Source organism: Nitratireductor sp. L15S-10 (genome assembly GCF_045011005.1).
Taxonomy (GTDB): domain Bacteria; phylum Pseudomonadota; class Alphaproteobacteria; order Rhizobiales; family Rhizobiaceae; genus Nitratireductor.
The window spans coordinates 247,250-260,147 of sequence record NZ_CP120674.1 but is presented as its reverse complement, the minus strand read 5'-3'; the positions used below and the strand labels follow the sequence as shown (position 1 = coordinate 260,147).

Genomic DNA, 12,898 nt, shown 5'->3' with positions numbered 1-12,898 from the left:
GCATAGTCTATCTGGAGCGAACACTGTTCCCCCGATCAGTGTTCGTTATTTAGGTATTCGCGACAGCGAATGCCATAGTTTTCAGCAGATTGCCAGCCATGCGAGCGAGTAGGCAGTTCCATCCGGCTGCAGGAACCGGTTTTCAGTTTGTCTCGGTCGCGGGCGTGGCTGCGCCGGGTCTGGGCCGTGTGAGGCCGGCGACCCGCAGAAGGTATCCGGACAGCCTGTTCTCAAAGAAGCGGAAAGAGGCCATGGCAACGATCACGGTCACCAGCATTACAAAGGCGGTGTACATGAAAAAAAGCGCAATCGAATGGGATTGGATCCGATGGCTCCACAGGTAGGAAAAGAAGATGCTCTCTGTCACCGGATGCCAGAGATAGATACCGAATGAGACAGCGGCTGCCGGGCGCAGGAAGACCGGGTAGCCATACCGTTCAGGATCATTGCGCTCGACAAGCCCCGCAAGGAAAACCGCAATCGCAAGCAGAAGCAGGGTTACGTAAATGTTGAGTTGAAGCACCATGGACGTGCAGGCCAGCAGGATCGCGATCCATGCAGGCCATCGCGCTGAAACGGTCATGGAGGAGCGCTGCGCCAGAACAGCCAGTAGCGCTCCCAGAACGAAGTCGGCAAAGGTGCGGTAAGCGCCCCATGTATCCGCCTTGACCCAGCTTTCGAACGGCATGACGCCGGTGTGCACCAGCAACTCCAGAACCGCGTAGCAGGCGAAGAGCAGGAGGAACAGGCCGGCAAGTCCTGAACGGCGATAGGCGAAGAGGATCACGGGCAGCAGAAGATAGGCAAACCACTCGGCGGAAAGCGACCAGGAGACAAAATTGAAGGTCAGCCTGTCTTCCACACCCCAGGCCTGGATGAGCAGGAGATTGGATGGCAATGCACTCCAGTCGTAAAGCTGCGGCTCGCCGCCTGTACGCAAGACACCAAGAGCGACGAGAAGCCCGATCAGGACAAAATAGGAGAGTGTGGCCAGATGCAGCGGGTAAAGGCGGATCAGTCGCTTGTAGAGATAGACGCCATAACTCTTCGCATCCCGGACCTGTTCCCCGTACCGCGCAAAGATCAGGAATCCCGATATGATAAAAAACATGTCGAGCAGCGGCCGGAGCGAGGCCAGCTCGTTCTTGACGGCAAGACCAGCGCCGGGCGCGAAATGCCCGAAGTGGTATAGCATGATCAGCAGCGCAGCGACGAAGCGCCAGATCTCGAAGAGCCGGTACCGGATCATCAGCCTCCCCATGACCAATCCGTGGATTTTAGTTTGCCGGCAAGTCTATTGGGGGGAGATTTAAGAAGATATGAAAAAGCCCGGGAGGTGAATCCCGGGCTTTTTCGATCGGTTTATCGCCTCGCTCAGGCAGACTTCTTGTCGTCTTCGTCGATTTCCTCGAAATCGGCATCCACGACATCATCGCCCGAAGCCTTTGCGTCGGCAGCCGCATCGGATTCGGCCGCTTCTGCCTGGCTTGCCTCATACATGGCCTGACCAAGCTTCATGGAAGCCTCGGCGAGTGCGTTGGTCTTCGCCTTGATGTCCTCGGCATCGTCGCCTTCGGTAGCGGTTTTCAGTTCGGCCAGCGCGTCCTCGATGGCCTTCTTCTCCTCTTCGGAGACCTTGTCGCCATATTCGCTGAGGGACTTCTCGGTCGAGTGGATCAGGGCTTCCGCCTGGTTCTTGGCTTCCACGGCTTCACGGCGCTTCTTGTCGGCTTCGGCGTTGGACTCGGCGTCCTTCACCATCTTCTCGATTTCGTCGTCGCTGAGACCGCCAGAGGCCTGGATGCGGATCGCCTGCTCCTTGCCGGTGCCCTTGTCCTTGGCCGAGACGTTCACGATGCCGTTGGCGTCGATGTCGAACGTGACCTCGATCTGCGGCACGCCGCGCGGTGCGGGCGGAAGGCCGGTCAGATCGAAACGGCCAAGGCTCTTGTTGTCGGCAGCCATTTCGCGCTCGCCCTGGAACACGTTGATGGTCACCGCATTCTGGTTGTCCTCGGCGGTCGAGAAGACCTGGCTCTTCTTGGTCGGGATCGTCGTGTTGCGGTCGATCAGGCGGGTGAAGACACCGCCCAGCGTTTCGATGCCCAGCGACAGCGGGGTCACATCAAGCAGCAGAACGTCTTTCACGTCACCCTGCAGAACACCGGCCTGAATCGCAGCACCCATGGCGACCACTTCGTCCGGGTTCACGCCCTTGTGCGGCTCCTTGCCGAAGAAGCTCTTCACCGTTTCCTGGACCTTGGGCATGCGGGTCATGCCACCGACCAGAACCACTTCGTCGATCTCGCCGGCGTTCAGACCAGCATCTTTAAGGGCGGCCTTGCAGGGCTCGACCGTGCGCTTGACGAGGTCCTCGACGAGGCTCTCGAACTTGGCGCGTGTCAGCTTCATCGTCAGGTGCTTCGGACCCGACTGGTCAGCGGTAATGAAGGGGAGGTTGATCTCGGTCTGCGAAGAAGACGAAAGCTCGATCTTGGCTTTCTCGGCAGCCTCTTTCAGGCGCTGAAGAGCCAGTTTGTCCTGCTGGAGATCGATGCCCTGCTCTTTCTTGAACTCGGCAGCCAGATACTCGACAAGACGCATGTCGAAGTCTTCACCGCCCAGGAATGTGTCGCCATTGGTGGACTTCACCTCGAACACGCCATCGCCGATCTCGAGGATCGAAATATCGAATGTGCCGCCGCCAAGGTCGTAGACGGCAATGGTCTTGCCGTCCTTCTTGTCGAGGCCGTAGGCGAGTGCAGCCGCGGTCGGTTCGTTGATGATGCGCAGCACTTCAAGACCGGCGATCTTGCCGGCGTCCTTGGTGGCCTGACGCTGGGCGTCGTTGAAATAGGCGGGAACGGTGATAACCGCCTTCTCGACCTTTTCGCCGAGATAGGATTCAGCCGTTTCCTTCATCTTCTGCAGCGTCATCGCAGAGATCTGTGAGGGCGAATAGGTCTTGCCGTGCGCCTCGACCCAGGCATCGCCATTATCAGCCTTGACGATCTTGTAGGGGACCAGCTTCTTGTCCTTCTCGACCGTAGGGTCGGAGAAGCGGCGGCCGATCAGGCGCTTGATTGCAAAAAGGGTGTTCTCCGGGTTGGTGACCGCCTGGCGCTTCGCCGGCTGACCAACCAGACGCTCATCCGAATCCGTAAAGGCCACGATGGATGGCGTGGTGCGTGCACCTTCCGCGTTCTCAATAACCTTGGCGTCCTTGCCGTCCATGACGGCGACGCAGGAATTGGTTGTTCCGAGGTCGATACCGATAACTTTTGCCATGTCTTCTCTCCGCTAAGCAGACTGTCAGGACCCATTCCGGCGTTCCAGATGACAGCCCCTGTTCACACGAATTTGCTGCGGCAGCATCCCTGGACGAAACGCGCCGAACAGCTTCGGGGCGTATATAAGAACGCTATTTTTGCAACGCAAGGCGGGATTTGCCTCGATTTTGATCGAGCTGGTCCCGTTCCGGCGCGAGGTGTCCGCCGGTGGGCACCCTGACGAAAGGTAAACCTTCATATCCGGATTTGAAGCAAAGCCAATTTGTTTTCACGCATAGGTTGTGTGACTGATCTGCGACAGGGGCCCGGGAGGGTGGTGATACCAGGATGGTATTCACAGGAGTGTCAATGTTTGCAGAAAGTATTTTGTTCGGGGGATTGTACGTTTCATCACTACTTCAGTCGATCCCTGCCTGGGAGCCCGATGCGGTCTTCCCGGCCACTTTCAAAACGATAACAAAGCTGGCCAGCGGGGAAATCGCTTCGCCCCGGCGTTCCGCATTCAATCCAGTGTTGCCCTCCCTTATCAGGGAAGCCGAGATGACCTGTCTGTCGGCGGCGGTTTATCATGAGGCGCGCAGCGAGCCCGTAGACGGCCAGAAGGCGGTTGCGATGGTCATCGTAAACCGTGTTCGCTCCGCATCGTACCCCAGCACTATTTGTGGCGTGGTGTTTCAGAACGCACACAGGCCCTATCGCTGCCAGTTCTCTTTCACATGCACCGGCGTGGCGCTCCTTCCAAAGGAAGAGAAGCCTTGGCGGCGGGCCCGGGAGATTGCTGCGGCCATGCAGAGTTGCGCCAATGAGTGCGCCAGGGAAACGAGCTCAGCCGATGGTCGCTTGCAGGCCCTGAGCGCGGCTACGCATTACCATGCCAGCTATGTGCGTCCGGGATGGGCGCGGCGTCTGCACAAGCTCGGACGCATAGGCCGGCACATATTTTTTGCAAGAAAGCGCCGCGGGCCCGTTTGAACTGATGCTGAACGCTAAACGGTCTCCCAGCCGTCATGCGCGCCGGCACGGAAGATCGCATCGATCAGCTTCTGGTTCCTGATCGAGTCTTCAAGCGTGAAGACAGTTGCTTCCGCGCCGCCCTCTGCCGCCCGCACAATGGCTTCCGCCTGCAAACGATACTGACGTGCACGTGGAAAGCGGAAGATGCTGGCGCTGTTGTGATCTGCGCTGAAGAGCGTCACCCGCGTATCGCCATAGTCGGGTGTGTTGAAGGGCGCGTTCACCTCAATGAACCCCTTGTCGCCGTGGAACACCATACTTTGGCGAAGCGCCATCTGCGTCGACACGTAGAAGCTGAGTTCGAACGTGCCGAAGTCGGCCTTGACGCTTGAGTAGATGTCGGTGCCGAATTTCGGGTCGCGTTCGACCACGGCCTGCACGCGCTCGGGCTCCAGCCCCGTGGCGAAGCGCGTGGTCACGGTGGGGTAGACGCCGATGTCGGGGAGACCGCCACCGCCAAGCTCGGGCTTGTTGCGCATGTTGTCGGGATCGACATTGTGGTAGCAGAACACGCCCTGCACATGCCGCAACCGCCCGATCGCGCCTTCGGCGATCAGATCGCGCACCTTGTGCCATTGTGGGTGATACGTCACCATAAAGGCTTCCGATACGACCACATTGTTGCGGTCGCGTGCCTCGATGACGCGGGCAATCTCCTTGGCATCGAGTGCCAGAGGCTTTTCCACAAGCACGTGCTTTCCGGCATCCGCGGCCTTGATCGCAAAGGCCACGTGATCGGAGGTGGGCAACGGAATATAGACGCCGTCGACCTCGGGCGAGGCAAGAAGCGCGTCGTAGGAAGAAAACACGTGGGGGATGCCGAAGCGGTCCGCCACTGCCTGCGCCTTCGATTCATCGCGGCTGGCGATCGCCGTCACAACGCCGTTTTCCGAATCCTGGATCTGCGGAATCACCTGTTCGCGGCCAATCCTTGCCGTCGAAAGAACGCCCCAACGGAACATGCACTTTCCTCCTGTTTTGCGCAGGCAAACACATAGAGCATTTTGCAGTCAGGTGGAATCACCTGACGTCCGCACTAATGCGGGAAGAGAGGGAAGGATTGAGCGGAGCAGCGTTTCTATGAAACGGTGATCCGCTCTATGCCGGGGATTGAAAACCGGCAAGGTTTCGCGCGCCATTTTGTTCTTCTAATGTTCTGGAAACCCTTGGAGAGGCGCATGAAAGCGGATGAACCCGTCCATCTCGTGGAAGATGCAGAAACCGGAGACCGGTTTCTGATCTACGATGGTGAAAAGGGCCTGCGGCTCGACATTCGCTATGAGGGCGAAACGCTCTGGATGACGCAGGATCAGATCGCCCGACTATTCGGGCGTGAGCGAAGCGTCATCACCAAACATATTGCAAACATTTTGGAGGAAGGAGAACTCGACGAAGAGACTTCTGTGCAAAAAATGCACACAAGTACAGGTCGAGAATATGGGGCTGCAAAGCTGGCCAGGCGACACGATCCGCAAGCGGGACGTAACTGTCTCAAAGAATTATCTTGCCGATGCTAAAATCCGTGAGCTCAACCGCCTGACCACGATCCTTCTGGATATCTTCGAGGATCAGGCGGATCTAGGCCGGCTTGTGGTCATGGAGGATGCAACCCGGCTTCTCGACCAACAGCTCGAAGGTCTTGGCCGGCCGTCCTGCGCACAGGCGGCGGTGTGAGTGCGGATGCTGCAAAGGATCATGCGCGCGCGGAATTCGAGAAATTTTCCGAACAGCAAAAGATCGAGCGCCACAAAAAAGCGGACGAGCACATTGCTGCGCTCGTCCGCGAAGCGAAACAGCTGCCGAAAAGCCGCCGCTGAACGCGTTTAACCCCGCAGTGCGCCGCCCGTCTGCTTGCCGACATTGGCGACGATGCGGTCGGCGATGGCTTCGAGCTCCTCATCCGTCAACGTCTTGTCGCGCGGCTGGATCGAGACTTCGATGGCGACGGACTTCTTGTCTTCGCCAAGCGAGGCACCTTCGAAAATGTCGAACACGCGCACACCGGTGACGAGTTTCTTGTCGGCGGCGGCTGCCGCGCGCTCGATGGTTGCAGCTTCCACGGCCTTATCGACAACGAACGCAAAGTCGCGCCGCACGAGCTGGAAGGGCGAAAGGTCGAGACGCGGCTTGGTGCGTGTGGCCTTTGCCTTCGGCTCGGGAATCGCGTCGAGGAACACTTCGAAACCACAGATCGGCCCTTCGGCATCCAGCGCCTCCAGCGTGCGCGGGTGCATCTCACCGAACGTGGCAAGCACGATCTTCGGCCCAAGACGGATCGTGCCGGAGCGGCCGGGGTGATACCAGTCCGGACCGCCGGCCACCACCTGCAGTTTGTCGGCGGGTGCGCCCGCAGCCTCAAGGGCTGCCAGCGCATCGGCCTTGGCATCGAACACGCCGACCGGCGCGCTGTTGCCCGACCAGTGCCGCCCGGCACCGTCAATCACCGCTGTGCCGCGACGAATGCCGCCCGCCACGCGGCGCTGGCCTTCATAGCTGTCGTTCTCATAAGTGCTCGACACCTCGAACAGCGCCACATCGCCATAGCCGCGCGCTGCATTGCGCTGGGCTGCTGCGATGAGGCCCGGCAGCAATGAGGGGCGCATGTCCGACATGGAGGCGGCTATCGGGTTGGAGAGTTTGAGCGAAGCATCACCCCCGCCGAAAAGCTTTGCCTGATTCTCGTCGATGAAGGTCCAGGTGACAGCCTCCAGCATGCCGCGCACGGCTAGCGCGCGGCGCGCCTGGCGCGTGCGGTTCTGAAGCACGGTGAGGATCTGCCCGTTGACCGCGCCGTGAGAGGGCAGGGGCTGCGGCGCGATCTCATTGACGCCGTGAATGCGCATCACCTCTTCCACCAGATCGGCCTTGCCGTCGATGTCTGGACGCCAGGATGGTACGGACACTTCCAGCACATCGCCGTCGCCGGTGGAGGCGAAGCCGAGGCGGTTGAGAATGTCCCTGCTTTCCGCACTCGAAACCTCAAGTCCGGTCAGGCGCTTCACCTCGCTCACCGGGAAGGTGATGCTGCGTGGCTTATAGCCTTCATAGCCGACAACGCAGCTTTCGGTGGCCTCACCGCCGCACAGGTCGAGAACGAGCTGGGTAGCAAGCTCAAGGCCTGGCTCCATCATTTCCGGGTCGACGCCACGCTCGAAGCGATAGCGCGCATCGGTGATGATGCCGAGGTCGCGGCCCGTGCGGGCAATGTTCATCGCGTCCCACAGGGCGGATTCGATCAGCACATCCGTGGTGTTCTCGTCACAGCCCGAATGCTCCCCGCCCATGATGCCGGCGATGGATTCAACACCGTTTTCGTCGGCGATGACACACATTTCCGGCGTCAGCGTGTATTCGCGCTCATCGAGCGCCAGCAGCGTCTCGCCCTCTCTGGCGCGGCGCACGGTGAGATTGCCTTTCACCTTGGCAGCGTCGAAAACGTGGAGGGGGCGCCCGCGGTCGAAGGTCACATAATTGGTGATGTCGACCAGCGCATTGATGGGACGCAGGCCGATGGCCGTAAGCCGCTGCTGCATCCATTTTGGCGAGGGGCCGTTCTTCACGCCGCGTACGAGCCGTAGCGCGAAACCGGGACAGAGTTCCGGCGCTTCGATGGTGAGATCGACCGGGCATGCTCCCTTGCCGGCCACCGGCGCGATGGGCGCATCCTTCAATGTGCCGAGGCCAGCGGCTGCCAGATCACGCGCGATGCCGTGGACGCCGGTGCAATCGGGCCGGTTCGGCGTGAGGCCGATTTCAATCACCGGATCGTCGAGCTTCGCCCAGCTTGCGAAGGAGATGCCGACGGGGGCGTCTTCGGGCAGGTCGATGATGCCGTCATGCTCGTCCGACATCTGCAATTCGCGTTCCGAGCACATCATGCCGTGGCTTTCCACGCCGCGTATCTTGCCGACCGAGAGCGTGACGTCGATGCCGGGCACATAGGTGCCGGGCGCTGCAAACGCGCCGACGAGACCCGCGCGCGCATTGGGCGCACCACACACCACCTGCACCGGCTTGCCGTCGCCCGTGTCGACGGAAAGCACGCGCAGCCGGTCGGCATCGGGATGCTGCTCGGCGGTCAGAACCTTTGCAATCACGAAGGGCTTCAGCGATGCCTTGTCGTCCACCTCCTCGACCTCGAGGCCGATCATGGTGAGCTTTTCGACGATCTCGTCGAGCGTGGCATCGGTCTCAAGGTGCTCCTTGAGCCAGGAGAGCGTGAATTTCATTGGTCTATCTCCTTAGGCGCTCAATCCGCCGAACAGCGTCGGCAGGTCCAGCGGGCGGAAGCCGTAATGCTCGATCCAGCGCACATCGGCGTCGAAATAGTCGCGCAGGTCCGGCATGCCGTATTTCAGCGTGGCGATGCGGTCGATGCCCATGCCCCAGGCAAAGCCCTGATACACATCGGGATCGAGATTGCAGGCGCGCAGCACATTGGGGTGCACCATGCCGCAGCCGAGGATCTCCATCCAGTCATTGCCCTCGCCGAAGCGCACTTCGCCCGGCTGCGAGCGGTCGCACTGGATGTCCACCTCCAGGCTCGGCTCGGTGAAGGGGAAGAAGGACGGGCGGAAGCGCATGTTCAGATGCGGCACCTCGAAGAAGGATTTGCAGAATTCCTGCAGCACCCACTTCATGTTGGCAACATTGGCCGTCCTGTCGATCACCAGACCTTCGAGCTGGTGGAACATGGGCGAATGGGTTGCGTCCGAGTCCTGCCGGTAGGTCTTGCCCGGAATGACGATGCGGATCGGCGGCTCCTGCGCCTCCATCGTGTGGATCTGCACCGGCGAGGTGTGCGTGCGCAGAAGCTTGCGCTCGCCCTTCTCATCCGGCGGGAAGAAGAATGTGTCGTGCATCTCGCGCGCCGGATGGCCTTCGGGGAAATTCAGCGCCGTGAAATTGTAATAGTCGGTCTCGATGTCCGGTCCTTCGGCGATGGAAAAACCCATATCCGCGAAGATCGCCGTGATCTCGTCGATCACCTGGCTGATCGGGTGAATGCGGCCGCGCTCGGCGGGTGGGCGGCGCACGGGCAGGGTGACATCCACCTTCTCGCGCTCGAGCCTGGCGTCGATGGCGGCGTTGCGTAGCGCATCACGCCGTTCAGTCAGCGCTTCGGTGATGCGCGCCTTCAGTCCGTTGATCGCCGGGCCCATCACCTGCCGCTCTTCCGGGGACATGGAGCCGAGCGTTTTCAGCATCTGCGAGACTGAGCCCTTCTTGCCGAGCGTGGCCACGCGCACTGCCTCGATCTCCTGCTCGTCGGCGGCAGCTTCGATCTGCCCGGCGATGGTCTTTTCCAGTTCCTCGAGTTCGCTCATGCCTCGTAGCCCCTTTTGGCTTTCATATCTTTCTGGCTCTTGTCGGTGGGGATCTCCACCGTTTTGCCGAGAGCCGATTTCAAGAACCGTGTTGCTTTCAACACGCGCTTGCCGTCGCTGCCAAGCCCCCAGTGCTCGATTGCACCAAGAAGGGGGATGAGCGGCGCAAAAAACCGAATGATCCGCCGCAACTCGTCGGCCACCAGCCGGGGCGGTTCGGAGAAATATGCGTCGAATGCCCTTTGCGGCGTGTCCGGCAGCTTCGCCTGCATGCAGATCTGAAGAAAGACAAGCCACACATCGCGCGCCTGCGCTGTCGCAAGCGGCATCGCGGCCTCGGGTTCCTCCTCGAAATCCACAAAGCCCCAGTGGCCATCCCCGGTGATGAACATGTCGCGCGGGTGTGGCCGACCGTGGCAGAGGCCAAGTCCGTGCGCTTTGCATAGCGCTTCCGCCGCCTGTACCAGAAGACCGTCATGGGCGTCATGTTCGCCATGACGTGCCAGCATATCGAGCTCACTCTGGGCGATGGGGGCGACATTCGACAGGACCAGAACCCGGTCGTTGCGGAAAAGCAGTTTCGCTGTCGGTAGCCCTGCCCTGCGGAAGGCCTCGAGCTTGCGCACTTCGCGCTCGATGGCGGTGGCGGTGTTCGTGCTGGGCGAGGCTCGCAGAAAGGCGGCCGGCATCAGCGGGGTCATTGCCCCGTGAAGCCATTTGGCCAACGGCTGACGCTCCACGTCATAGCGTTTGATCCAGACGGTATGCCCATCCAGCACGGTAGACGAAACGCGCCGACGCTCACCGGTAATGAGCAGGCGCAGGAGCGCCGCCGTCGCTTCCGGCGAAAGCACGTCCCTTTTGTTCTCTGTCTCGTCATCCATGGTCATCATCGCAAAGAAAAACCCGCGCCAGCCCTGCCAGCGCGGGTTTCCCGAATTAAACCTGTTTGCTTCGGGAAGCGCTGACCTTAAGCGACAGCGCTTTCAAAAGCATTCGGGGTGGTGTCCTTGAGGTACACGAGCGCTTCCTTGGACTTCTTCACCAGAGCGGCGAAGGCCTGCGGCTCATGCACGGCCATGTCGGCCAGCACCTTGCGGTCGATCTCGATGCCGGCCTTGTTGAGGCCGTCGATGAAGCGGCCATAGGTCAGGCCGTGTTCGCGCGCGCCGGCGTTGATGCGCTGGATCCACAGGGCGCGGAAATTGCGCTTGCGGGCCTTGCGATCGCGGTAGGCGTACTGCAGCGACTTCTCGACCGCCTGCTTGGCGATGCGAATGGTGTTCTTGCGACGGCCGTAGAAACCCTTTGCGGCTTTCATGACCTTCTTGTGCTTGGCGTGGGCGGTAACGCCCCTCTTTACGCGTGCCATGACATGATCTCCTTAAATCTGTTCCGGGGTTCCTGCGATCACAGGCCGTAGGGCATGAACTTCTTCACGATCTTCGTATCGGGATCGGAAAGAACCATCGTGCCGCGGGCGTCGCGGATGAACTTGTTGGAACGCTTGATCATGCCGTGGCGCTTGCCAGCGGCTGCGACTTTCACCTTGCCGGTGGCGGTTACCTTGAACCGCTTCTTGACAGAAGACTTTGTCTTCATCTTGGGCATTTTGCTTCTCCGTTCTATCGCTTGCGCTACCTGTCGCGTGAAGCGCGCCGAGCGGCTTCCGCTTCCCACAGTGTCACGCATGCGCATTTCAGCATTAAGGACCGCCACGGCATGCCCTGCCGGCCGGTCCAGGAACGCGGCCTTATAGCGGCGACCGTCCGTTTGCGCAACTCCTCATTTGATGGTGTGTTGCCCGCGCCTCGTTAGTAAAGACGGAAAAGGATCGGCAGGAGCGCGTGATCCTGAGCGTACTCTACCAGTTCGAACGCGGGCATCGAGAGGAAGAAGATCAGCCCGTCCCGCAGCGTGCCATAAAGGCGCTCGGGCAAAATGGTCAGCGTTTTGGGATCGTGAAAGAGACGCGGGTTCGGAATGAAGGCGGGTACGCGCGCCAGATAGGCGTCGTAGGCCTCGCCGAAGGTTTCGCGCAGGTGGTGCTCTTCCCGGCGCGTGGTGATGCTGAGAATAAAGGCCGCCAGAACGCCGCAGATCGCCGCAACCACCATGCTTCCGGTTTGGGCGCCGACCCCCATGGCTCCAATGGTGGAGAAGAGATAGAGCGGGTTGCGCGTCATGGAATAGGGGCCGTCCTGCACGAGCTCTGCTGCCTTGCGCCCGCCAATGTAAAGCGTGCACCAGAGTCTGCCCGCGATGGCGATGCCGATGAGTCCGAGCCCCGCGATTTCGATGATTTCCTCGATATCGATGCCGAGAGGCTGATAGTGCGCCCAGCCCGAGTGGAAGAAGAGAACAAAGCCGCAAAGCAATGCAGCGATGAGCCAGAAGCTCGCGATACGCAGGCGCTGGAATTGCCCCAGCGCAATTTGATGAATCGACATTCTCGCATCCCGGATGATGTTGCACCCCATCGTCAGGCTTTTTCAAAACTGACAGGAAATGACGCCTAGGAAAAGAATGCGGCGCATTTGCGAAAGAAAAAGCCGGAGCGAGCCCCGGCTTGTTGTCGTGTTGGTGTGCGTCTTTTCGAGCGCAGTGCCAATCAGGTGGTGCGCGGTGCCAGAACCATCATCATCTGACGGCCTTCGAGCTTAGGCTCGGCTTCCACCTTGGCAATAGGCTCGACCTCTTCCTTGACCCGGTTGAGGAGCTGCATGCCGAGTTCCATATGCGCCATTTCGCGGCCGCGGAAACGCAGCGTCAGCTTGACCTTGTCGCCAGCCTCGAAGAAGCGGCGCACGGCCTTCATCTTCACCTCATAGTCATGGGTGTCGATGTTCGGACGCATCTTGATCTCCTTGATCTCGATGGTCTTCTGCTTCTTGCGCGCCTCGGCAGCCTTTTTCTGGCTTTGATATTTCATCTTGCCAAGATCGGTGATCTTGCAAACGGGCGGCTTGGCGTTGGAAGCCACCTCTACCAGGTCCAGACCCGCTTCCTCGGCAAGACGCAGGGCTTCTTCCGTGTCGAGAACGCCGCGGTTGTTGCCTTCATCGTCAATGAGCTGAATCTGGGGAACCCGGATGTCGCGGTTTGCGCGCGGGCCTTCTACTTTCTGAGGCGGCGCTTTGAATGGTCTGCGAATGGTCGTGATCTCCTGATTGTTGAACCACTTGTTTCGGCTTTGCCTTTGAGACGAGGCGTATGTCGTCTCGGCAGGCGAAGTGTCAATAGCATATAAGGGCAAAAGAATCACGT

Annotated in this window: 12 protein-coding genes; 2 read left to right on the top strand and 10 right to left on the bottom strand. The window is 60.1% G+C overall.

The features are described from left to right. Nucleotides 1–142: 142 nt before the first annotated feature. Nucleotides 143–1,249 carry an acyltransferase gene (locus P2W41_RS01230; protein ID WP_292898314.1) on the bottom strand — a complete coding sequence of 369 codons (1,107 nt, stop codon included), beginning with the start codon at nt 1,247–1,249 and terminating at the stop codon, nt 143–145. A 125-nt stretch (nt 1,250–1,374) separates the two neighbouring features. Further along, nucleotides 1,375–3,288 carry a molecular chaperone DnaK gene (gene dnaK / locus P2W41_RS01225; RefSeq protein ID WP_404934080.1) on the bottom strand — a complete coding sequence of 638 codons (1,914 nt, stop codon included), beginning with the start codon at nt 3,286–3,288 and terminating at the stop codon, nt 1,375–1,377. A 329-nt stretch (nt 3,289–3,617) separates the two neighbouring features. Here dnaK and P2W41_RS01220 point away from each other — a divergent pair, with 329 nt between their 5' ends. Next, complete coding sequence (locus tag P2W41_RS01220; protein WP_404934079.1) at nt 3,618–4,262, top strand: cell wall hydrolase; 645 nt, start codon at nt 3,618–3,620, stop codon at nt 4,260–4,262. A 14-nt stretch (nt 4,263–4,276) separates the two neighbouring features. Here P2W41_RS01220 and P2W41_RS01215 read toward each other — a convergent pair whose 3' ends face one another. Next, nucleotides 4,277–5,266 carry a Gfo/Idh/MocA family protein gene (locus tag P2W41_RS01215; RefSeq protein ID WP_292898317.1) on the bottom strand — a complete coding sequence of 330 codons (990 nt, stop codon included), beginning with the start codon at nt 5,264–5,266 and terminating at the stop codon, nt 4,277–4,279. Between the two features lie 475 nt (nt 5,267–5,741). Between P2W41_RS01215 and rhuM the strand changes: the two genes are divergently transcribed. Beyond that, the gene (gene rhuM / locus P2W41_RS01210) at nt 5,742–5,978 is read left to right on the top strand and encodes a RhuM family protein (protein WP_404934078.1); all 237 of its coding nucleotides are present in this window, start codon (nt 5,742–5,744) and stop codon (nt 5,976–5,978) included. Nucleotides 5,979–6,127: 149 nt separating this feature from the next. Here the strand turns inward: rhuM and pheT are convergent, their stop codons facing one another. From pheT to infC, 7 genes are all read right to left on the bottom strand, one after another. After that, entirely contained in the window at nt 6,128–8,533 is a 2,406-nt protein-coding gene (pheT, locus tag P2W41_RS01205) for a phenylalanine--tRNA ligase subunit beta (protein WP_404934077.1), read from the bottom strand. A gap of 12 nt (nt 8,534–8,545) precedes the next feature. Then, nucleotides 8,546–9,631 (bottom strand): phenylalanine--tRNA ligase subunit alpha, encoded by a 1,086-nt coding sequence (gene pheS / locus P2W41_RS01200; protein WP_292898321.1) that lies wholly within the window; start codon nt 9,629–9,631, stop codon nt 8,546–8,548. Continuing rightward, nucleotides 9,628–10,515, bottom strand: coding sequence for a serine/threonine protein phosphatase (locus tag P2W41_RS01195; protein WP_404934076.1), 888 nt, complete (start codon nt 10,513–10,515; stop codon nt 9,628–9,630). The genes pheS and P2W41_RS01195 overlap by 4 nt, the downstream gene beginning before the upstream one ends. An 86-nt stretch (nt 10,516–10,601) precedes the next feature. Further along, nucleotides 10,602–11,003: a 50S ribosomal protein L20 gene (gene rplT / locus P2W41_RS01190; protein ID WP_025029706.1), complete on the bottom strand. Its 402-nt coding sequence runs from the start codon at nt 11,001–11,003 to the stop codon at nt 10,602–10,604. 38 nt (nt 11,004–11,041) lie between these two features. Continuing rightward, entirely contained in the window at nt 11,042–11,242 is a 201-nt protein-coding gene (rpmI, locus tag P2W41_RS01185) for a 50S ribosomal protein L35 (protein WP_007009054.1), read from the bottom strand. Between the two features lie 203 nt (nt 11,243–11,445). Further along, nucleotides 11,446–12,081: an isoprenylcysteine carboxylmethyltransferase family protein gene (locus P2W41_RS01180; RefSeq protein ID WP_292898323.1), complete on the bottom strand. Its 636-nt coding sequence runs from the start codon at nt 12,079–12,081 to the stop codon at nt 11,446–11,448. Between the two features lie 161 nt (nt 12,082–12,242). Next, entirely contained in the window at nt 12,243–12,785 is a 543-nt protein-coding gene (gene infC / locus P2W41_RS01175; protein ID WP_229450069.1) for a translation initiation factor IF-3, read from the bottom strand. Nucleotides 12,786–12,898: the final 113 nt, after the last annotated feature.